We start from the raw sequence: 21,087 nt of genomic DNA, 5'->3' as shown, positions 1-21,087 counted from the left end.
AAACAAACACGTTGCTAAATTAAGTTATTATACAGCTACTTTTAAGAATTAATAGCCTCTTTAGGATCAATCTTTTTAGCTTCAATTTTCTCTACAATCTTATCATATTCTTCAAGAATAATTTCATTATCTTGATTGATAAATAAGTTTGACAGATAGATCATTCCTGAATTAACAATAAAACCAGGTACAATTTCATACAATACCCCATCTAACCCCACTTCTTTCCAAATAACCAACACTACTGTTCCTGTAATCATTCCAATTAAAACAGATTTCCAAGTTGTTTGCCTAGAAAAGAGAGCAAATAAAACTACTGGGCCAAAAGCAGCTCCAAATCCACCCCATGCATATGCTACCAACCCTAAAACTGTATTTTCAGGATTTAAAGCTAAAAATAAAGCAATTATTGAAATAATAACTACACTAATCCGTCCTGTCCACACCAACTCTTGCCTTGAAGCCTCCTTATTGATTAACTTTTTATATAAATCCTCCGTCAATGCAGAAGATGAAACCAATAATTGAGAATCAATAGTAGACATAATCGCTGATAAAATTGCAGCTAATAATATTCCACCAAACCACGGACTGAACAATTTTTCAATCATATAAATAAAGACTTTTTCATGTGTTCCTTCTGCCAAACCTTCAAACATAGGAATTGAAATTAAACCGATTATTACTGCTCCAAGTAAAGAAATAACAACCCAAATCATTGCTATTGTCATTGCTTTTGGTAATTCTTCAACAGACTTAACTCCCATAAATCGAGCCAAGATATGAGGTTGTCCAAAATAACCTAACCCCCAAGCTAAAGCTGAGAGTATGGCTAATAAAGGTATACCTTCCTCTCTAGGGATTAAATACTTAGAAATCTCCCTAACTTCCATTGTTTCTATAATAATAGTTGTTCCACCTACAAAGTTATAAGCAAGAATTGGAACAATTATAATTGCACAAAACATCAATATCCCTTGAAAGAAATCTGTCCAACTAACTGCTAGAAATCCGCCTAAAAATGTATATAAAATAACTACTCCAGAGCCGATTAATACTGCTGTAGTATAATCAATATTAAACATAGCTTCAAACAGCCTTCCCGCTGCAACTAACCCAGAAGAAGAATAAATCGTAAAAAAGAATAAAATTATTATTGCAGTTATAGTTCTTAACATCCCAGTAGGGTCTTTAAACCTCTCTTCAAAAAAAGACGGTAATGTCATAGTATCAGTCTCTTGAGTATAAAGCCTCAATCTTGCAGGAACTAATTTCCAATTGAAAAAGGTTCCTAGTAACAATCCAATTGCTATCCAAGCTTCAGCCATTCCACCTAAATAAACAGCTCCAGGCAAGCCCATCAATAACCAACCACTCATATCACTCGCTTGTGCTGATAAAGCAGTAACCCAACTCCCCATCTCTCTACCACCAAGTAAATAATCTTCCAAATCAGTAGTCTGTTTATAAAAATAAACCCCCAGACCCATTAATAATAAAAAATAAACAACAAACGTCATCAAAGCTTCTGTTTGAACCATACTTTTAACTCCTCTCCTACTCAATATTTCTCCTCATAATATCACATTTGCTCTTTTTATTCAAATAGGTTCATAATTATTAAAAGATAAGAGCAAGCTTGCTGCTTAGCAACTTTAAAGAATAATTAAAAGCAACATAAAAAGAAAAAGATCGTCAGTATCAACTGACGATCCCATTTGATTTATTATTAATTTACATATTTTCAAAATAATCTTTTACTTCTTCAGTCACATCTTGCCCTCCACTGATAACTACTTGCTCATGTAAGATAATATCCAAACCTAATTCTTCTCTTACGTTTTCCAAATCAGCCTCTACCTTTTCAAACAACTTTTCTTGCTTTTCTGCTTGTTCAATCTGAATCTGTTGTTCAACCTGTTGTTGAATCTGCTGAATCTCTTGCATATCCTCTTGTTGATCTAGCCCACTTATTTCTTCCATAAACTGTTGTTCATAAGCTTGAATCTGTTGTTGCATGTCTTGTTGAAATTTAACAACTTCAGGATGTACTTCATAAACTTCTTCACTTACATAACCAATATCATTCCCTGTTGCTTCTACTGTTTGCAATGGTAAAACAATCAATCCAGCAACAATTAAGACTACAGCTAAACCTCCAATAATCTTTCTTTTAATCTCCAACTTTACACTTCCTCCCCCTAAAATCTTATCACTTAAAGATAATAAATCTCTTTTTGAAATATTAAACTTTAATTTCAATTATAACAGAAACCTAAATTAAAGTCAAAAACTTAACCATAATTTAACAAGTAAAAAGCATTAAGGGAGGGTTATAACCCTCCCTTAATGCTTTACTAAATACTTATATTCTTATAGATTTTCAAAATACTCTTTTACTTCTTCCGTTACATCTTGACCACCATTAACTACCACTTCTTGATTTACAATTAAATCTAAGCCCAATTCTTGACGAACTTGATCAAGATCTGGCTGTATCTTACGTTCTATCTCTTCCATCTCACCTTGTTGAAGTTGAGTAAATTGTTGCTGAAACTGCTGTTGAATTTGTTGCATCTGCTCCTGATCTTCTTCAGGATCTAACTGACTCATTTTTTGTTGAAACTCATTTTGCAATGCTTGTGCTTCCTTTTCTAATGATTGATTTGCTTTTACTACTTCAGGATGTACTTCATAAACTTCTTCTAAATTAAGATAACCAATTTTATTTGCTTCTGCCCTGACCTCGCTAGAAAGGTTAATCATTATACTTCCTACAGCTAAAAGTAAGACTAATGCTCCGATTAATATTCTTTGTTTAGACAAAATTTATTACCTCCTCAAAGATTTTCCTTCTTATTAACTTGAATTTCTGTCAATTTACAGATTAATCTAAATCATCTTCAAACCCCTCAAATTCTTCTTCCACCCCTGGTTCAACCGGCTCTTCTTCACCTTCAACTTCTTCAGGGGGAGCACCACAACCAATCAACACAAAACTAAATACCGCTACTAAAACTAATGCAATTCCTTTTTTCCCAAACATGACTAATCCCTCCTAATTTAATTTTAAAAATATATTCTATCCAATCGCAAATCACGATTTCAATTATAAGTATATAGGCTGTTTGTGAGAAAGTTGTGAGAAAAACTTGAAAAATAATAAAAAAGAATTAATCAGTATATTCTAATAAATAAAACCCAAATGTAGAACCTATTCCTAAATCACTCTCAACAAAAATCTCTCCCTGGTGCTGATTAATTATCTCTTTCACTATGGCTAATCCTAAACCACTCCCTCCTTCATCTGGAGTACGAGCCTTATCTACTTTATAGAATCTTTCCCAAACATTCTCTAACTCACCTTGTGGAATTCCAATCCCCTCATCTTCAACCCAAAATTTAACCTTGTTTGAATCAACTTTAACTGCTCCTAGAGTTATCCTAAGCTTATCATCAGAAAATTTATAAGCATTATTTAATAAATTTAATAAAACTTGCTTGATCTTTTCTTCATTGGCCCAGACATGAACTTCTTCTTCTGGTTTGATTATAGTTAAAGATGTTTCTTCCTGTTTTAAACCTTTCCTAAAGACAAGACGAACCTGCTCTAATAGTTGCTTAACTGCTACTTTTTCTAACTTAAAACTCACCTCATTGTTATCTGCTTCTGCTAAATCAAGTATTTCATTTACCAATTGGGCCAATCGGTTAGTTTCGTTTAAAATGATTTGTAAGTAATTTTGTTGTTGCTCTTTGTCAACTATAATTCCGTCTAATAAAATTTCACTAGAACCTTTAATTGAAGAAAGAGGTGCTTTTAATTCATGAGATACGTTTGCTACAAAGTCCTTCTGTAATTGTTCAAAACGCCACCTTTGACTAATATCCTGAAACAACCCTACTACCCCCCACAACTGACTCTTCTTAATATAAATGGGCGTAGCATGAATCAAAATTCTCTTTTGATTATTCTTTTTTCCTAAAAATAATTCCTCTCGATAAGGTTCTTGATCATGTAATGCATTTCTAAATAGTTCTTCAATCTTGCCATTTTCTATAATTTCAAGCTGCTGTTCAACAACTCTAGCCTTATTTTTAAGATCAAGTAACTTTATAGCAGATTGATTAATTAAAATTATTTTCTTCTGTCGATTAACAGTCAAGACACCTTCTTTCATTCCTGTTAAAATATATTTTAATTTATTACGTTCTTCTCTCAAATCATCAATTGTTTCTTCTAGTCTTTGTGACAAGTAATTCATACTATAAGCTAAAGTACCAACCTCACCTTCAGCATCAACTTCAACAGTCTTCCCAAATGCACCTTGACTTAATTCAATAGCAACTTTACCCAACTTCCGTAGCGGAGCAGATAATGACTTTGACCAACTATAAGCTACTATCATTGCTAGTAAGATTGCTAATAAAGAAGAGAATAACATCATTTTTTGGACTTGCCGAATAGTTGAATTTATTCCAGCTACTGAAGTAAAGAGCAGTAATGCTCCTTCTATATTCCCTGAATAATAAACTGGCATTCCTATCAACAACATTGGTCTTTCAAAATGAGCCGATTCAACCCTACTTGAAACAATATTACCAGCTAAAATTTCCTCAGATTCTAAAAATTTAATTCGCTTATCCTTTTTATCAGTTAGTGCAGGATAACTGGATAATAAATAGCCTTCTTTATTTATAATCCATGCTTGTCCTGAGTTTAGTTCTGCTACAATCCTTAACCAGTTAAAAGTTTCAATCCTATCATCATCAGCTAATGATTGAGAAATAAAGTTCATCATTGTTCTATTATTGTTTATAATCTCTGTTTCTCTCTTTTCAAAATAAAAACTTCTAAAAAAATAAATCATAGAAAATCCTAACACTACAATGATTATTAAAGAAATCAACAAAAAACGGATTAATAATCTAGTAAATAAAGTGTTATTTTTAATCTTCCATCACCTCAAACTTATATCCCACTCCCCAAACAGTTTTAATATAATCTCTAGTTTCATTGCCTAGTTTTTTACGCAATGATTTTATATGGGTATCAACCGTTCTAATATCACCAAAATAATCATATCCCCAAACCTTTTTTAATAACTTTTCACGAGGAAAAACTTGCCGAGGAGCAACAGCAAGGGTCCATAATAAATCAAACTCCTTAGGTGTTAAGCTTACTTGCTCAGCACCGACGGTAACAACTCTATAATCCTTGTTTATCTCTAATTTAGGATATTGTAACAAATCATTATCTGTTACATCTCTACCAGCCCTTCTTAAAATAGCTTTGGCCCTAGCTACTACTTCCTTAGGGCTGAAAGGTTTGGTTACATAATCATCAGCACCTAATTCTAACCCTGTAATTCGATCTGTCTTTTCAGTCTTAGCACTTAACATTATAATCGGAGTATCATCTTGAGGTCTTAACTTTTGACAAACCTCCCAGCCATTCATCTTAGGTAGCATAATATCCAGTATAATCAAGCTTGGCTTTTCTGACTCAAGTTTTTTTAACCCTTCAGCTCCATCATTAGCAATTGCAACTTGAAAATTTTCAAATTCAAAATACTCTTTTAAAATTTGACAGATATTCTTATCATCATCTATAATTAATATTTTCTGTTTTTGCATAACTAAGCCGCCCTTTCTAATTTACTTTTAATTTCAATCTAAACTAACTTAATTAAACTAGCCATTCGACCTGTCTTCCCTCCTTCTTTACGATAGGAAAAGAACAAATCAGAATTGCAAAAAGTACACAAGTTACTGGCTATAATATTCTTCTCTTGAAGCCCAATCTTCTTTAATTGTACTTTATTAGCTAAAGCTATATCTAGCTTCCAACTTGTATCACCATTTTTTTCAACTAATTGCTCCCACTCCTCAAAACCATTACTCAAAGGAGTTATTACTTGTTGATCTACTTCATAACAGCAACTGCCTATTGCCGGGCCAATCCCAACTAAGATATCTTCAGGTTTACTTTCATAACTATCAATCATTCTCATAACAGCCTGTTGAGCAACCTTCTTGACCGTTCCTTTCCATCCAGCATGGACTAAGCCTACGACCTTCTGAACGGAATCTAAAATTAAAATGGGAGTACAATCGGCATAATAAGATGTCAATAGTATTTGTGGTTGATCTGTCAATAAAGCATCAAAATTATCCAGTGCTGATCGATAATCTAAAGCCCCTTTCCCTTGATCCTCTTGTTCCACAAACTTAATTCGATCATTATGCATCTGCTTAGCTGCTACTAACTTTTTGTGATCTGAATCCAATAATTTACAGACCTGTTTGCGATTTTCCAATACATCCACTTGATTATCTCCCACATGCAGTCCTAAATTCAAACTAGTATAATCACCACTACTGACCCCTCCAACTCTTGTTGTAAAAGCATGCTTTACCAGACCTGTCTTCTCAAATTCCTCAATAACATAATATTTAATTCCAGCTTGTTCTCGTAATCTAAAAATAACTGCTCATCCTTTCTTGCAATTTAGCTTAAGTTTAAGGCTAAAGTTGAGGTTAAGCCAACCATTAAAAATCTAAGGGTTTTAGCTATTACTCAGACTTAAACTTAAACTTGAACTTAAATTTAGTTCTAACACATATAAGCTATTCATCTGGCCTGTCTTAACTATTCCCAATTAGCTCCTCAACTTCTCCCAACACCTTAGGTACTAAACCTTCAACCTCTTCACCACTCTCATCAACTCCCAAAGGTAATAAAGATACCTCTTGGTCAGAACTAATTATAATAATTGCCTTAGGCATTAGATAAACTCCTCCGCCTCCTCCTGCTAACCTTGCTTTTGCTCCAGTACCTACCCCTGCCCCGATAATCAAATCACTAACTGGAACTAACAACATATCAGCTACTTGAGTAGGCTGCCCAATAATCTGCTCGTTAGTAATCAATTCATCTAAAGCAAAGTTTAGATCACTACTAAACTCTAAAGGCATACCATCACCCTCTCTTCTATCATTATAATATATTACCCAAAATTATTAAAAAAATTAGTTTAAATAAATAAAAAACACCCCAGAAAAGTCAGCCTTTACCTATTTAATTTGAAACTGAATTTACTACCAACCCCCTGTTCGCTCTCTACCATCACTTCTCCTCCTAAACCATCTATAATCTCTTTGACAATTGCTAATCCTAATCCTGTACCTTCAGAGTCAGGACTTCTTACTCTATCAACTTGATAAAACCTTTCCCAAATATAAGGTAGCTCATCATCTGGAATCCCAATTCCATCATCAAAAAGAATGACTTCTACCAGTTCTTCTTGTTTAACTACTTCAATTTCAATCTGACCATCATCAGCAGTATATTTAATAGCATTACTCAATAGATTTATAATTACTTCCCTCAAACGATCATAGTCACTCATTATTTTAACCTCTTCACCTCCATTCAACTTAACTGTCTTACCCTTTATCTTAGATTCTAAATTTACAATTACCGATTTTATTAAAGAAACAAGCTCAACTTCTTCTAAGTTAAACTCTATCTGGTCTGATTGCAAACGAGATAAATTTAAAATATCAGTCACTAAATGGTTCATTCTTTTTGTTTCACCTAAAACCCGTTTTAAATACTCTCCCTGAACTTCTTCTTCAACCATTCCATCTAAGATAGCTTCCAAATAACCTTGAATTGCTGTTAAGGGAGTCTTTAATTCATGAGAGGCATTTGCTACAAATAACCTCCTCATCTCATCTAACCTTTCTAGTTCAGTAATATCCCTTACTAAAATAATTACCCCTATTAACTGCCCCTTCTCTTTTCTAATAGGTGCCGCATGAGCAGCAATCACCTTAGCTTGATAATCTACTTTTTTAGATAATCCTTCCTTCCTTTCTAAAACTTGATCAACTAATTCTACCACTTCCTTATTAAAATAATCAATTGTTTTTTGCTCTATAACTTCACTTTCTATCTTAAAAATCTCCTTTATTCTAGGGTTAGCTAATAAAATTTCCCCTGTCATAGAAACCCCCAATACACCTTCTGCCATACTGGTTAACATACTTTCCATTTTTCTTTTTTCTTTATTTAAAGCTTTAATATTTCGCTCTAGTTTTTCTGCTAAATAGTTAAAAGACCTTCCCAACTGACCAATTTCATCCTGAGGGAGATCTTCTAATTTAACCTTAAAATCACCTGCTGCCATCTGTTTAACTTTATCTTGCATATTCTGAAGTGGCTGAGTAATCCCTTTTGAAATGAAATAACCCAAAATCAAAGCTAAAACAATAGCTGCTATGATTACTTGGATAGTCAAATTACGAACCTTAATTACTGTTTTTTGTAATTCTTCTATCGGCGATAACAAAAACAAGGCCAAGTTAGGAGAAATCGACTGAGCTACTCCTACCATCTGCTGTTCAAAAATTGGGTTTTTTCCTTTAAAAATCAATTTTTCTCCCGCTAAGATAATCTCTAATTCTTCCTCTAATCCTTCTACTATTCTATTATGATGTTCATAGTGATTATGATTATGATGCATCATACCTTTAGGATGATCTTGTCTGCCTTGATGATGCTGTCTCATCATATCCATCATCCTTCTTCCTTGTGTAATAATATTTCCCTTATCATCTATAATTAATAAACTAGTATCCCCTAGTTCCTCTGCCATACTCAATAAAGTATCGATATCTCCACCTTTAAATTGATCCTCCCTTTGACTGAATAATCTTGTGATCAGTTGGCCCCTTTCAACTAGTTCACTTTCTTTAGCTTGAATAAAGTAATCTTCTAGATGATCAGGTAATATAATAAGCAAAACTGATAAGATCAAAATAGGGATTAAGATATAACTGGCCATTATCTTACTAAATAAGTTATTAAACATCTTAGTCAACCTCAAATTTATAACCTACCCCCCAAATCGTTTTGATATAATCAACTTCAAGTTTATCTCTAAGCCATTTAATATGAACATCTACCGTTCTCAAACCGCCATAATAATCTAACCCCCAAACCTTCTCACATAACTGTTCTCGCTTAAATACTTGATTAGGATGTTTTGCTAATAGCAGTAATAATTCATATTCCTTAGGTGATAACTCAACTACTTCTCCTTCAACTTCAACTCTTCGTTCCTTAGGATTAATACTTACATTAGGGTATTCAACTAAATCATATTCTTTTTCAGGGTTATTGTTTTTATTTATCCGTTTCAAAATCACCTTGACTCTAGCAACCACCTCTCGAGGGCTAAAAGGCTTAATCACATAATCATCCGCTCCTAACTCCAGTCCTAAAACCCGATCAAACTCTTCACTCTTTGCCGAAAGTAAGATAATCGGAATCTGATTATCCTTTCTTAATTCCTTACAAACCTCTAACCCATCTAATTTAGGCATCATAATATCTAAAATAATTAAATCTGGTCCTTCCTGATTGGTCTTCCGAATTGCTTCTTGACCATCTTGAGCACTCAAAACAATAAAGTCTTCTTTATTTAAATATAATTTTAAAATCTCTATTACATTTTGATCATCATCAACAATTAATACCTTTTCTTGGCTCATTTAATTCACCTCTTCCACTTAATTAATAGTGTCAGCTAAAAACAAGAACTCTAAAGACTTTTAAGCTAAAAAAATAAACTTATCTCACATCAGCACTGATACTCAAATTATTTTATAATCATTTTGGTCTCTAATAATTAGTATAACAGACAATTATTAAGAAAATGTTAACAAACAATATTACTTTATAACTAATAATATTATTCTTCATAAAATAAAAATTAAGGCTTGGAAGTGAAAAAAACAAATTAAATATTACCTGCATAACAAATAAACATCAAGAAAATATTAAATATAAGGAGGGGGAAAATGACTAAAGCTGTCTTTTTAGATCGTGATGGAGTAATTAATAAATATGATCAACCTGTTAACCAAGCAGAAGATTTAACATTATATCCTTGGACTGCCAATTCAATAAAAAAACTAAACCAAGCTTGTTTCAAAGTTTATGTTGTTACCAATCAAGGGGGTATTGAGTCAGGTTATTTCACTGCGCAAGATTTAGAAGAAATTCACCAACATCTAATCGAACAACTAAAACTAAAGGATGCAACTATAGATGATATTGCTTATTGTCCTCATTTCAAATCAGACTGTAACTGTCGCAAACCAAAACCAGGTATGATTTTTGAACTTGCTGATAAACATGATATTGAGCTTAAGAAGTCCTATCTAGTTGGAGATCGAGACTCTGATATTGAAGCTGGTAATCAAGCAGACTGTACTACAATCAAATTAGGGGCCAAATGTCCGACAGCCGATTACTCTTTAGCAACATTGGAGGATGCAGTTGATATTATACTAAAAATTGAGCAACAATCTAAAAACTAAACTAAAGGCATCAATGAGTCATCAAATCTATAATCTTTCTCCTCTTCCAACTCCTCTTTAAGCCTTTGGCCTAACCGTTGTATTCCTGTTTCAATTTGTTGGCAGGTAACTGCTGCAATACTCAATCTAATTCTATTTTTTCGGGGCTTAGTATGATAGAATAATGCTCCGGGGGCTATATTTACACCATCTTTACGTAATGTCTTATGTAATTTAGAAACAGAAATTTGTTGAGGTAACTTCAACCATAAATTAAGTCCACCTTCTGGTTCTATATAATCGATATCTGAAGGTAAATACTTCTTTAAAGCAGTAATCATCACTTGATAACGCTGACTATACTTTTCTTTTAAACAGTTTAATTGTTCTTGCCAATCTTCTTTACGAAAGTAAAGGTCTAACACTCGCTGCACCAATCCATCAGTAAAAATATCAGACAAATACTTCGATAATAAGATATCTTCACAGTAACTGGAGGGAATAATCATAAAAGCTAATCTCAACCCTGGCATATAGAGCTTAGAAAAACTCTTTAGATAGATTACCTTATCTTCCATATCCAATGCCTTTAGAGATTTACGAGGTTGGCCCAGATAACTTAGATCACTGACACAATCATCTTCAATAATTAATAATTCATATTGATCAGCTAAATTTAATAACTCCTTCTTTTTATCTAAGGAATAGCTATAGCCCGTTGGGTTCTGAAAATTAGGCATTAAATAAAGAAACTTCGGCTTATAACGCTTCAGCAACTTCTCTAACTTCTTCAAATTCAAACCATCTTTTTCAATGGGAATATCTATTAACTCTACCTTTCTTGACTTAAATGCTGAAATAGCTCCAGGATAAGTCGGTCGTTCTACAAAAACAGTATCTCCATAGTCTAAAAACGTCTTAGCCAATACATCAAGGCCTTGTTGAGCTCCAGAAACAATCTGAATTTGCTCAGAACCAATCTCTATCTGATATTTTTCCACATATTGAGCAATTGATTCCCGCAGTGGTAAATAGCCTTGGCTTTTTTGATAACCAAAAGCATAACCTTGATCACGATCAAGCACCTGATTTAATAATCTTTTAAAAGATTGAATTGGAAATAGACTAGGGCTGGGAGCAACCGTTCCAAAGTTAATTATCCCTTCCCTCTTCTTTAACTCTAACTCATCGCTTTCTTCTTTACTAGGTTCAAGTTTATCTTTAATTTCCTCATTAGGCATAACAAAAGTACCACTACCTACTTTTTTATAAACTAAGCCTTCCTCTTCTAATACATTATAGCCATTAACAATAGTTACAGTATTAACTTGTAACTCTTCAGCTAATCTTCTTATTGAAGGTAATTTATCATGAGCCTGCAGCTTTCTTTCTTCAATTAACCTTTTAATTTGACTATATAATTGTAAATACAAAGGTTTGGTTAATTCCTTTTCTAATTGTATCGTTTTAATCATTACTCACACCCCATTTATTATTTAAAGTGAATTAATAGCTAATTTAAATTTAATGATAAAATGGAAATTAATCGCCTTATTGCCTAACTATTACATAAAAATTAATTGTGCCTAAAAAAACTAAACCATTGTACCCCTCTTGACAACACACTGCTAATTTGGCATAATAAACTACGGGTACACTTTTTTTGTTTTTATATTATACCCATACATTTATTATAACTTAATCTTAACTAGTTGTAAAGATTTCTAAAAAGGAGGAAAAGAATAATGACTGAACGATATGAATTGAACAAAAACTTAGCTCAAATGTTAAAAGGTGGGGTGATTATGGATGTAACTGATCCAGAAGAAGCAAAAATTGCTGAAGAAGCTGGAGCAGTTGCAGTTATGGCTTTAGAAAGAGTTCCAGCTGATATTCGTAAAGAAGGTGGTGTATCTAGAGCTTCTGACCCAGCAATGATTAAAGAGATCATTAATGCTGTTTCTATACCTGTAATGGCCAAAGTAAGAATCGGTCACTTTGTAGAAGCTCAAGTGTTAGAAGCATTAGGAGTAAATTACATAGATGAAAGTGAAGTGTTGACTCCTGCTGATGAAGATAATCACATAGACAAATCAAAGTTTGAAGTTCCTTTTGTTTGTGGAGCAACAAACTTAGGTGAAGCTTTACGCAGAATTGGCGAAGGAGCAGGTATGATTAGAACAAAAGGTGAAGCAGGTACAGGTAATGTAGTAGAAGCAGTTAGACACATGAGAACAGTCAACTCTCAAATTAGAAGATTAACTACTATGGATAGCGGAGAATTAATGACTGCTGCAAAAGAGATGAGTGCTCCTTTTGATTTAGTCCAATATGTAGCTGAACATGCTAAATTACCAGTAGTCAATTTTGCTGCCGGAGGAGTAGCTACTCCAGCTGATGCTGCTTTGATGATGCAACTTGGTTGCGATGGGGTCTTTGTTGGTTCTGGTGTCTTCAAATCTGGTAATCCAGAAAAACGGGCCAAAGCTATCGTTAAAGCTACTGCTCAATATGATGACCCTACTATAATTGCTGAAGTATCTGAAAATATTGGAGAAGCAATGGTAGGGATTAATATTGAAACATTACCACAAGAGGAAAAATTAGCCCATCGTGGTTGGTAAATAATTATCAACTAAGTATTCTATAAAGAGAGTGATCTAGTTATGATTAAAATTGGAGATGGAGTTACCACTTTATTACAACTAGATGGAAAGATTGTAGCTGCTGAACAAGGTAATTTATTCGTTACATCATTCCATCCAGAATTAGATCAAGACTTGACAGTTCATCAATATTTTATAAAGAAAGTTAACAGATGAAATTGAGAATTAATAAAAAGTTAAGTTGGTTTCCTAGGAGACCAGCTTAACTTTTTTTGCTAAATATCATATATCTAATTAATAGCAATACAATAAGATTAGTCCTTAATAAAACAATAAGAACAATTAAGAGATCAACTATACTCAATCTCCATAAATTGAAAATCTATTCTCCCAATGTAATTTGTAAAGCCCTTCACTTAATGGTATAATAACTTTATATCCTAATAAGTAAAGGAGTAACCTAATGATAAATGCTAATGATTTGCCTGCTTTTTTTGATGAGTTTTCAAGTCAAGCCTCACTAGAATATATAGATCTTCATATTCATACTGAAGATAGTGATGGACTTATTAAGCCCAAATTTTTAAGAAATTTTTTACAACACATCCCCCATCTAATCTCAATCACTGATCATAATTCAATCAAAAATAACCTTAAATTATGTACAACAAAAAATTTAAATGTTGTTCCTGGGATAGAAGTTGGCTGTAAAGATAGTTTTGAATTCCTAATCTACTTTAAGACAGCTCAAGAACTAGAGGATTTTTATATTAATAGTGTAGAGCCGTTTAAAAATAAATATAAAATCACACGAACTGATAAAATGTACCAACATTATCTCACTGAAGCTAAAAAATATAATTCATTTATTTCTATTCCTCATATTGCAGGCATAGCTCAAAAAAACTATATTAAAAATAAATCTTATATCAAAAAAGCCCTCCAAAAAGCGGATGGAATAGAAATATATAATCACGCAGTCCCTAAAAATAGAAATTTAATTGCTCAAAAATTGAGAAAACAAGAAGACAAACTTGCTACTTTTGGTAGTGATGCTCATATTAACAAAGAAATTATATCTTTCCACAATTTTCAAAATAATAAATTCCGCAAGTTTTCTTATTTTAAAAAGAATTTTTATAATATCTGCTCTATAATTGCCTTATTTGGAAAACATCTTTCTCATATATTTGAAATTAGCTGATACTAGTAATATATTGTAAAAAATAAAACTATGCTAAAATATTAATCTTTATTAAAATCAAGAAAAGGAGAGTTATTTAAGTAACTCTCCCTTGAAAAATTAAGTTAATAACTTCTTAAAAATCATAACTAATGCCCAGACTAACCCTTAAGCCACCCATATTTAATTTTTCTTTCTCCACATCAACCAATCTGCTTTCCTCATAGTCATAAGCTTCATTGATATCAATTGTTATGATTCGATGATTAAAACTACTAATCAAAGATAAATTTTCCCTGATTGAATAGTTATATTCCCCTCCTATTAAAAAGCCTAAACCCCCACCTCTAGCAGAAACTTCATCAAATTCCTCTAGATCTTGATAAATTTCAGTTTGGCTCTGCTGATAAGAATAGTTAACAGCCCCCGCTTCTAGTTGAAATTTATCATTTAAGCGATACCTCAATCCAGCATACGGGCCAACCAACTCTTCTTCAATCTCAAAGATAGAATCAGAATTGGACTCTTCATAACTACTAGCCGCTTGGTCAACTCCTACCTCAATTCCCAATCGATCATTCAACCAATACCTTCCCCCAGCATAAAAACCGACTCCATATTCTAACCTTTCCTTAATCCCATCTCCAATCAAGACATCTTCACCATCAACAGATAAAGAAAGAAGAAAGGTATTATAAGTACTTCCACCAACCACTTCAAATCCTCTAGCCAACACTTGTGTAGATGAACTTACTAAAACCATTAGCACAAAAACAATTACAAATTTTTTCATGACTACTCCTCCATTAATATTATATTTAATTAGCTTGATTATTACAATATTCTAGAATCACTAAGGAAAACCTCTAGTAACTTAACACCTCAAAATTTAAATTATGGAATTGAATAAAAATATCGCCTTACTAATAACTAAAGAACTTAAAGTAATTTCTTGCTTCAAAAAAGAAACAGACCTTATTAAAAGATCTGCCCCTTTAAATTATTAAATTAATTGCTCCATCTCTTGAATCAAATCTGAAAATACCTCTAATGACTTCTCAATAGGCTCAGAAGATTTCATATCGACTCCAGCTTGCTGTAATAGGTTAAGTGGGTAATCAGAACTACCACCCTTTAAAAATTCTAAATATCTATCAACAGCTTCTTGACCTTCCTCTAAAATCTGTTGTGATAAAGCAACAGCAGCAGAGAAACCAGTAGCATATTGATAAACATAAAAGTTATAATAGAAATGAGGGATTCTAGCCCATTCAATAGCAATTTGATCATCTACTACAACCTGCTCTCCATAATATTTCTGATTTAAATCATAATATAACTCTGCTAATAAATCTGAGGTCAAAGCCTGACCTTTTTCTGCTTGCTGATGAATCAGCTTTTCAAAATCTGCAAACATAGTCTGACGATAGACTGTACCTCTAAATTGCTCTAAATAATGATTTAAAATATACTTTCGCTTTTCTTCATCCTCAGTATTATCTAGTAAATAATGCATTAGTAAAGCTTCATTAACTGTCGAAGCAACCTCTGCTACAAAAATACTATAATTAGCATAAATATAAGGTTGCTTTTGATTAGAATAATATGAATGTAAAGCATGTCCTAACTCATGGGCCAACGTAAAAAGGTCATTAATCTGCTCTGTATAATTTAATAGAATGTAAGGATGAGCATCATAAGCTGAAGCAGAATAAGCACCACTACGTTTTCCTTTGTTTTCATAAACATCGATCCAATTATCTTCAAATGACTCTTTAACAACCTTTAAATATTCTTCACCTAAAGGCTCTAAGGCCCGCAAAATAATCTCCTTAGCTTCTTGATATTCAATCTTCATCTCTATATCTCTAATTAATGGAGTATAAAGATCATACATATGAAGTTCATCGACAGGTAATGTTCTCTTTCTTAACTCCATATAATCATGTAGGTAATCTAAATTATCCTCTACAGTCTGCAATAAATTATCATAAACCTTAATTGGAATATTATCACCATCTAATGATGCCTCTAAAGAACTTGAATAATTTCTAGCTCTCATATAGAAAAGATCCTTCTTAATATTGGTACTTAGAGTTGCAGCTAGAGTATTTTCTTGACCCTGGTATAGATTATAATAAGCTTCAAAGGCTGATTTTCTTACTTCTCTATTATCCCTCTTTAATAACTCAATAAAGCGTCCATGAGTAACTTGAATCTGCTCCCCATTCTCATCTTCAATAGTTGGAAAATCTAGATCAGCATTATTGAGCATACCAAAGATATTCTCTGGCCCTTGAGCTACTTCTCCTGCCAAAGCAATAATCCTCTCTTCCGCTGGCGACAAGAAATGTTCTTTTCTTCTCATAATATCATCTAAATTCTGCTGATAAAGCTCTAGGCCCTCCTCTTGTTCTATAAAGTCCTTTAACTTTTCAACAGGCAACTGTAATATTTCAGGAATAATAAATGAAGTAGCACTGGATAATTGATTCTGCAATCCCTGTACTTTAGCAAGCAAAGCCTGATATTTACTATTAGTTGTATCCTCATCACTTTTGCGATTAGCATATGTGTAAAGATTTCCTAATAAACGGTTCAATTCAGTACTTAACTCTAAGCCAGCTAATAATTTATCCGCTGACTTTGCCAACTCTCCTTGATAAGATTCAAGTTCAGGTATTCTACTTGCCACTTGACTAAACTCTTCTTCCCATTTTTGATCACTTTCATAAATAGCTGTTAAATCCCACTTAAACTTCTCTTCAATCTCACCCCTAGATGGCAAACCTTGATTATCCATTTAGCTCCTCCTCATTATATTTGCTCTTACTCTTATATTACCCAAGTTCAGCTCAGAAATATTAATTTAATTATCTATTCCAATTACATCTAATCTCTCACATTCAGCTGAACAACCTAACAACTGAGCAACACTAGGTTCTGTTCGACCATCATCACTAGAGATCAGCTCCTTAATATAAGCCCCTGCCTCAGCCTTAATTATTAATTCGAATTTATTAGCAGTCAGTATTTCTGGTTCTAATTTATAGATTTCTCGCTGCCTGACCATATCTGCTCTGCGATGGTTAACCCGTTGTGGAGTACGTTGCTTGATAGTACCACTAAGTTGCTTTAACTTACTCAACTTATCTGGGTCAATCTCTTGAGCTGTCACAATCAAAGCTTTATAAACCTTAGAAGCCCTCTTACCCTTTATTTTCTTAACCTTTTTTTTAGAAGTCAATTCCAACTCAAAGACTTCAACTTGTTCTTGATAAGTATTAATTCTTCTCTCTAATTCTTGCAAATCAAGGTTTCTCTTTTTAGGCTTAATCAGCTCTAAAACAAAATCTCTCTTTCCAAAACATCTAACATCAATATCTTCTCTTCCTGCCCCATGAAATTTGGCCCCATCAGCCTCAGCAACCTCAAGTACTGGTTGGGCTATAATCTCTTCTACCGATTTTACTCTTCTATCATGGAACCACTTTGTTTGTGATATACCACGAATATATTTATTATACTTACCATAAATCAAAAGTGAGCTAATCTGTAATTTAACCTTCTGCTTATCAATATCAACTACCGGACTAATATCAGGACGTTCAAAGTCAACCTCAACATTAAGCTTTCTTAATACCCTCTTGCCGATCAAACGATTCAGTTCCGATTTGATTAATTCTGCATCTTGTTTGCCATATTTAGACCATAACCTCTTCTCATCTTCTTTCATCTGCTGTGGCAAAGAGACACCAACTAAAATACTATTTAACTGATATGGCTTTAATGTCTTACAAACTAAACTAGCGTAATCTTCTACCTTCTCAAAAACGCCTTGACATAAACAACATTCTCCACCAATTTTAGAATGTTTTGGTATATTGTCTTTAACAAAGTCCTTCTTACTAACTTCTTTATTATAGCGTAATATTGCACCCCGCTCATAATTTTCAAGTCCATAACCTAACTTAGCAAATTGTCTACCTAAGCAATGATCACAAAGCCCTTCTTCTATTAATTTATCACGTTTTATTGTAAGTTCCAATTTTATCACCTCTATCATATCAATTAACATTTGATTTTTTAATTAACTAACTTTCTAAAAAAAGAGTAGGGATTAATCCCTACTCTTCCTGTTGGGCCAATGATTCTTCTGTCTTCTCTACTGCTCTTTTAACCAATGACCCAGCTTCTCTGGTGGTTATATTTCCCCAATCTCCGTCCTTCACCTTATCAGCAAATCCTAACTCCTCTGCTAACTCATACTTAGTTTCATCGGACATAATATTTCCCATTGGGGTCACCTCCATTTATTATTATTAACAGTATCATTAAAATTACTCTATGTAAATTCAGTATTTATATATTTTTTACAACACTAATTTCGTTAAAATCTTTAACATTTTTTTAATTTATGATCTGATATAGAAATATCAAAAAAAATAACTGAGTATAATCTTAATCAATAAACTAATACTAATTAATAAGTCAATATTCAAAACTTAGGAGGGGTAAAATGGATAATCATCAGCAAGATATTAAAAAGGAGTATCTTGAAAAGAGCCTCTTACACTCAACTTGGCCTAATCTCTTTTTACCCAATAATTTTGATGACTCAAGATCAAATATCTTTATTCCTCATGACTTCAAAGATAAATCTGAAGAATAATTGACTATTAAAAAAGTGGCTCTTTAATTAATATTGTAAAAAATTCAATCAATTTTAATCAACACCTGTTGTGAGATAATTACAATAGGTGTTGGACATTCACTACCTATCTTCCCAATTGTCAACTTTTCTTTATCACTTAAAAAATTGCTAAGCTACTACTGTCTAATATCAGTCAAAGATAAAAATAATTATATCTCTTTACCACAGTAGGGACAAAAAGAAATTTTTTCGAATCCTTCTCCTACAATTTTTTTACCACAGCAAGGATAAAAAGAAAAATCACTTTTTACTTCTATTTCATTTTTTTCTTTGCTGGTCTTGGGCTCAGTAATTTTTTTTTGCTGATTTTTCAAAAATTCAAAAACCTTTACTAACTTATTTTGTTCAACAGGAGTTTGAAGAATAGCGTCTACATCTTTATCTCTATAATCCTTAAGATTTATTTGATTACAAGAGGATAATATGCATTTTAATTTAGGATATCTCTTTTTGATCTCTTGAATTAAATTATCTCCTCTTATCTCCTTCATTATCAAATTAACTATTACTACATCAGGTTCCACCTTTTCTATCTTATTATAAATTTCAAACTCTTTTGACTCAACTACTTCTTTATTTAACTGATTTAAAACATATTTAAAAACTTTCCGTTCAAATTCAGAATCATTTATAACCAATATCTTTTCCACATCCCTCCTCCTTTCCCTACGAAATTAAAAGATCATCTATTACTAATATTATAATTCCTCTTACAATAAAATTCAATAATTTATTCCAATCTAAAACTAAATTTCTAACTGATTAATAATTTTACTGAAATTTTAAATTAATTGTAAGTTAAAAGTTAGCAGTAATCTAAATAAAAAACTAGGACGAAATTAATTTCCTAACACAAATATAACAATAAAAAAAGCAAAGATGATAATCATCCCTGCTTTAAAAAATTTAACTTATATTTATATTCCAGCTTCTTCTTGCAAAATATCTACTTTATCAGTTCGCTCCCAAGAAAGATCTAAATCATTTCTACCAAAGTGACCATAAGCTGCTATCTGACTATATCCAGGCTTACGTAATTCTAAATTCTCAATAATCTTTCTTGGTCGCAAATCAAAATGTTTCATAATTAGTTCTTCAATTTTAACTTCATCAATCTTAGAAGTTCCAAAGGTATCAACCATAATTGAAACAGGCTGAGCTACTCCAATAGCATAAGATAGCTGAGCCTCACACCTATCAGCTAAACCAGCTGCAACAATATTTTTAGCTACATAACGAGCAGCATAAGCTGCAGAACGATCTACTTTAGTTGCATCTTTACCAGAAAAAGCACCACCTCCATGGCGGGCCAATCCCCCATAAGTATCTACAATTATCTTTCTTCCTGTCAACCCTGCATCTCCTTGAGGCCCTCCAATTACAAATCTTCCAGTTGGATTAATATAATATGTAGTTTCTTGATCTAAAAAATCAGGATCAATTACTTCTTTAATAACATATTCGATTATATCTTCTCTAATTTGTTCTAAACTAATTTCAGGATTATGTTGAGTAGATACAACGATTGCATCAATTCTAACCGGTTTATCATCTTCATATTCCACAGTTACCTGTGTCTTTCCATCAGGCCTAATATAATTTAAAATTCCTTCTTTTCTTACTTGAGCCAACCTCTTTGCTAACTTATGAGCTAAAGTTATTGGTAAAGGCATCAATTCTTCAGTTTCATTAGTAGCATATCCAAACATAATTCCTTGATCTCCTGCTCCAATTTCTTCCTCTTCTTCACCCTGCTTAACTTCTAATGCTTCATCTACCCCTTGAGCAATATCAGAAGATTGCTCATCAATCGAAGTTAAAACTGCACAAGTATCACCATCAAACCCATACTTGGCCCGTGTATAACCGATTTCTTTCACTTTTTCACGAGCAACCTTAGGAATATCAACATAACAATCTGTAGTTATCTCACCTGCTATTAAAATCATTCCTGTTGTAACACTAGTTTCACAAGCTACCCTTGCTTGAGGGTCTTGAGCTAAAATTTCATCCAATATGGCATCTGAAATCTGATCAGCAACTTTATCTGGATGCCCTTCAGTAACTGATTCAGATGTTAACAAATATTTTTTAGACATATATTCTTCCTCCTTTAATAATTGAACAATAAAATCATATATCTAAGCTCATTACTATTAAAATCTATAACATAATAACAAAAAATCCCTCCTCATAGGAGAGATGCTTCTTAA

At 32.7% G+C, this 21,087-nt stretch carries 22 protein-coding genes; 5 read left to right on the top strand and 17 right to left on the bottom strand.

Annotated elements, in window-relative coordinates; translation table 11 throughout:
- Nucleotides 1-41: 41 nt before the first annotated feature.
- The 10 genes from putP to ACKF5P_RS02890 all read right to left on the bottom strand — a co-directional run bounded on the left by putP (nt 42) and on the right by ACKF5P_RS02890 (nt 9,561).
- A complete protein-coding gene (gene putP / locus ACKF5P_RS02935) occupies nt 42-1,541 on the bottom strand; it encodes a sodium/proline symporter PutP (RefSeq protein ID WP_408955998.1) in 1,500 nt (499 codons plus the stop codon).
- 193 nt (nt 1,542-1,734) lie between these two features.
- Nucleotides 1,735-2,184: a hypothetical protein gene (locus ACKF5P_RS02930; protein WP_408955997.1), complete on the bottom strand. Its 450-nt coding sequence runs from the start codon at nt 2,182-2,184 to the stop codon at nt 1,735-1,737.
- Between the two features lie 189 nt (nt 2,185-2,373).
- Nucleotides 2,374-2,826 (bottom strand): OmpH family outer membrane protein, encoded by a 453-nt coding sequence (locus ACKF5P_RS02925; RefSeq protein WP_408955996.1) that lies wholly within the window; start codon nt 2,824-2,826, stop codon nt 2,374-2,376.
- Between the two features lie 61 nt (nt 2,827-2,887).
- Nucleotides 2,888-3,046, bottom strand: a complete 159-nt coding sequence (locus ACKF5P_RS02920; protein ID WP_408955995.1) for a hypothetical protein — start codon at nt 3,044-3,046, stop codon at nt 2,888-2,890.
- Between the two features lie 127 nt (nt 3,047-3,173).
- Nucleotides 3,174-4,871 (bottom strand): ATP-binding protein, encoded by a 1,698-nt coding sequence (locus tag ACKF5P_RS02915; protein ID WP_408955994.1) that lies wholly within the window; start codon nt 4,869-4,871, stop codon nt 3,174-3,176.
- A 79-nt stretch (nt 4,872-4,950) separates the two neighbouring features.
- Nucleotides 4,951-5,637, bottom strand: coding sequence for a response regulator transcription factor (locus ACKF5P_RS02910; protein ID WP_408955993.1), 687 nt, complete (start codon nt 5,635-5,637; stop codon nt 4,951-4,953).
- A gap of 38 nt (nt 5,638-5,675) precedes the next feature.
- On the bottom strand, nt 5,676-6,422 hold the full coding sequence (gene pgeF, locus ACKF5P_RS02905) for a peptidoglycan editing factor PgeF (protein WP_408956619.1): 747 nt from the start codon (nt 6,420-6,422) through the stop codon (nt 5,676-5,678).
- A 226-nt stretch (nt 6,423-6,648) separates the two neighbouring features.
- Nucleotides 6,649-6,978, bottom strand: a complete 330-nt coding sequence (locus tag ACKF5P_RS02900; RefSeq protein WP_408955992.1) for a GerW family sporulation protein — start codon at nt 6,976-6,978, stop codon at nt 6,649-6,651.
- A gap of 95 nt (nt 6,979-7,073) precedes the next feature.
- The gene (locus ACKF5P_RS02895; RefSeq protein ID WP_408955991.1) at nt 7,074-8,879 is read right to left on the bottom strand and encodes an ATP-binding protein; all 1,806 of its coding nucleotides are present in this window, start codon (nt 8,877-8,879) and stop codon (nt 7,074-7,076) included.
- 1 nt (nt 8,880) lies between these two features.
- Complete coding sequence (locus tag ACKF5P_RS02890; protein ID WP_408955990.1) at nt 8,881-9,561, bottom strand: response regulator transcription factor; 681 nt, start codon at nt 9,559-9,561, stop codon at nt 8,881-8,883.
- A 309-nt stretch (nt 9,562-9,870) separates the two neighbouring features.
- Here ACKF5P_RS02890 and ACKF5P_RS02885 point away from each other — a divergent pair, with 309 nt between their 5' ends.
- Nucleotides 9,871-10,392 (top strand): D-glycero-alpha-D-manno-heptose-1,7-bisphosphate 7-phosphatase, encoded by a 522-nt coding sequence (locus ACKF5P_RS02885; RefSeq protein ID WP_408955989.1) that lies wholly within the window; start codon nt 9,871-9,873, stop codon nt 10,390-10,392.
- Here ACKF5P_RS02885 and ACKF5P_RS02880 read toward each other — a convergent pair.
- The gene (locus ACKF5P_RS02880) at nt 10,389-11,846 is read right to left on the bottom strand and encodes a PLP-dependent aminotransferase family protein (RefSeq protein ID WP_408955988.1); all 1,458 of its coding nucleotides are present in this window, start codon (nt 11,844-11,846) and stop codon (nt 10,389-10,391) included. The two genes, ACKF5P_RS02885 and ACKF5P_RS02880, sit on opposite strands and share 4 nt — an antisense overlap.
- Nucleotides 11,847-12,116: 270 nt before the next feature.
- On the opposite strand from ACKF5P_RS02880, the gene pdxS reads away from it, so the two are divergent.
- The 3 genes from pdxS (at nt 12,117) to ACKF5P_RS02865 (ending at nt 14,181) form a co-directional block, all read left to right on the top strand.
- Nucleotides 12,117-12,995, top strand: a complete 879-nt coding sequence (pdxS, locus tag ACKF5P_RS02875) for a pyridoxal 5'-phosphate synthase lyase subunit PdxS (RefSeq protein ID WP_408955987.1) — start codon at nt 12,117-12,119, stop codon at nt 12,993-12,995.
- Between the two features lie 42 nt (nt 12,996-13,037).
- Entirely contained in the window at nt 13,038-13,193 is a 156-nt protein-coding gene (locus ACKF5P_RS02870) for a hypothetical protein (protein ID WP_408955986.1), read from the top strand.
- Nucleotides 13,194-13,440: 247 nt separating this feature from the next.
- A complete protein-coding gene (locus tag ACKF5P_RS02865; RefSeq protein WP_408955985.1) occupies nt 13,441-14,181 on the top strand; it encodes a PHP domain-containing protein in 741 nt (246 codons plus the stop codon).
- Nucleotides 14,182-14,296: 115 nt separating this feature from the next.
- Here the strand turns inward: ACKF5P_RS02865 and ACKF5P_RS02860 are convergent, their stop codons facing one another.
- The 4 genes from ACKF5P_RS02860 to ACKF5P_RS02845 all read right to left on the bottom strand — a co-directional run bounded on the left by ACKF5P_RS02860 (nt 14,297) and on the right by ACKF5P_RS02845 (nt 18,458).
- A complete protein-coding gene (locus ACKF5P_RS02860; protein ID WP_408955984.1) occupies nt 14,297-14,953 on the bottom strand; it encodes an outer membrane beta-barrel protein in 657 nt (218 codons plus the stop codon).
- A 210-nt stretch (nt 14,954-15,163) separates the two neighbouring features.
- Complete coding sequence (pepF, locus tag ACKF5P_RS02855) at nt 15,164-16,963, bottom strand: oligoendopeptidase F (RefSeq protein ID WP_408955983.1); 1,800 nt, start codon at nt 16,961-16,963, stop codon at nt 15,164-15,166.
- 66 nt (nt 16,964-17,029) lie between these two features.
- Complete coding sequence (locus ACKF5P_RS02850) at nt 17,030-18,208, bottom strand: tRNA pseudouridine(54/55) synthase Pus10 (RefSeq protein ID WP_408955982.1); 1,179 nt, start codon at nt 18,206-18,208, stop codon at nt 17,030-17,032.
- 79 nt (nt 18,209-18,287) lie between these two features.
- Entirely contained in the window at nt 18,288-18,458 is a 171-nt protein-coding gene (locus ACKF5P_RS02845) for a small, acid-soluble spore protein, alpha/beta type (protein ID WP_408955981.1), read from the bottom strand.
- Between the two features lie 221 nt (nt 18,459-18,679).
- On the opposite strand from ACKF5P_RS02845, the gene ACKF5P_RS02840 reads away from it, so the two are divergent.
- Nucleotides 18,680-18,832 (top strand): hypothetical protein, encoded by a 153-nt coding sequence (locus ACKF5P_RS02840; RefSeq protein ID WP_408955980.1) that lies wholly within the window; start codon nt 18,680-18,682, stop codon nt 18,830-18,832.
- 191 nt (nt 18,833-19,023) lie between these two features.
- Here ACKF5P_RS02840 and ACKF5P_RS02835 read toward each other — a convergent pair whose 3' ends face one another.
- Nucleotides 19,024-19,524: a response regulator gene (locus ACKF5P_RS02835; RefSeq protein ID WP_408955979.1), complete on the bottom strand. Its 501-nt coding sequence runs from the start codon at nt 19,522-19,524 to the stop codon at nt 19,024-19,026.
- A 267-nt stretch (nt 19,525-19,791) separates the two neighbouring features.
- A complete protein-coding gene (gene metK / locus ACKF5P_RS02830) occupies nt 19,792-20,973 on the bottom strand; it encodes a methionine adenosyltransferase (RefSeq protein WP_408955978.1) in 1,182 nt (393 codons plus the stop codon).
- Between the last annotated feature and the right edge of the window lie 114 nt (nt 20,974-21,087).

The sequence above is a fragment of the Natroniella sp. ANB-PHB2 genome (genome assembly GCF_046097105.1).
Taxonomy (GTDB): Bacteria; Bacillota; Halanaerobiia; order Halobacteroidales; family Halobacteroidaceae; genus Natroniella.
The sequence above is the reverse complement of the archived record's forward strand: the minus strand, read 5'-3'. Positions and strand labels throughout refer to the sequence as shown.

What these genes read in the sequence shown, in the direction of transcription:
- ACKF5P_RS02915 (WP_408955994.1), bottom strand. Translation starts at nt 4,871, where the DNA reads ATGATTTATTTTTTTAGAAGTTTTTATTTTGAAAAGAGAGAAACAGAG.
- ACKF5P_RS02890 (WP_408955990.1), bottom strand. Translation starts at nt 9,561, where the DNA reads ATGAGCCAAGAAAAGGTATTAATTGTTGATGATGATCAAAATGTAATA.
- ACKF5P_RS02860 (WP_408955984.1), bottom strand. Translation starts at nt 14,953, where the DNA reads ATGAAAAAATTTGTAATTGTTTTTGTGCTAATGGTTTTAGTAAGTTCA.
- ACKF5P_RS02870 (WP_408955986.1), top strand. Translation starts at nt 13,038, where the DNA reads ATGATTAAAATTGGAGATGGAGTTACCACTTTATTACAACTAGATGGA.
- metK (WP_408955978.1), bottom strand. Translation starts at nt 20,973, where the DNA reads ATGTCTAAAAAATATTTGTTAACATCTGAATCAGTTACTGAAGGGCAT.
- ACKF5P_RS02920 (WP_408955995.1), bottom strand. Translation starts at nt 3,046, where the DNA reads ATGTTTGGGAAAAAAGGAATTGCATTAGTTTTAGTAGCGGTATTTAGT.
- ACKF5P_RS02885 (WP_408955989.1), top strand. Translation starts at nt 9,871, where the DNA reads ATGACTAAAGCTGTCTTTTTAGATCGTGATGGAGTAATTAATAAATAT.
- ACKF5P_RS02865 (WP_408955985.1), top strand. Translation starts at nt 13,441, where the DNA reads ATGATAAATGCTAATGATTTGCCTGCTTTTTTTGATGAGTTTTCAAGT.
- ACKF5P_RS02910 (WP_408955993.1), bottom strand. Translation starts at nt 5,637, where the DNA reads ATGCAAAAACAGAAAATATTAATTATAGATGATGATAAGAATATCTGT.
- ACKF5P_RS02900 (WP_408955992.1), bottom strand. Translation starts at nt 6,978, where the DNA reads ATGCCTTTAGAGTTTAGTAGTGATCTAAACTTTGCTTTAGATGAATTG.
- putP (WP_408955998.1), bottom strand. Translation starts at nt 1,541, where the DNA reads ATGGTTCAAACAGAAGCTTTGATGACGTTTGTTGTTTATTTTTTATTA.
- ACKF5P_RS02845 (WP_408955981.1), bottom strand. Translation starts at nt 18,458, where the DNA reads ATGGGAAATATTATGTCCGATGAAACTAAGTATGAGTTAGCAGAGGAG.
- ACKF5P_RS02880 (WP_408955988.1), bottom strand. Translation starts at nt 11,846, where the DNA reads ATGATTAAAACGATACAATTAGAAAAGGAATTAACCAAACCTTTGTAT.
- pdxS (WP_408955987.1), top strand. Translation starts at nt 12,117, where the DNA reads ATGACTGAACGATATGAATTGAACAAAAACTTAGCTCAAATGTTAAAA.
- pepF (WP_408955983.1), bottom strand. Translation starts at nt 16,963, where the DNA reads ATGGATAATCAAGGTTTGCCATCTAGGGGTGAGATTGAAGAGAAGTTT.
- ACKF5P_RS02895 (WP_408955991.1), bottom strand. Translation starts at nt 8,879, where the DNA reads ATGTTTAATAACTTATTTAGTAAGATAATGGCCAGTTATATCTTAATC.
- ACKF5P_RS02840 (WP_408955980.1), top strand. Translation starts at nt 18,680, where the DNA reads ATGGATAATCATCAGCAAGATATTAAAAAGGAGTATCTTGAAAAGAGC.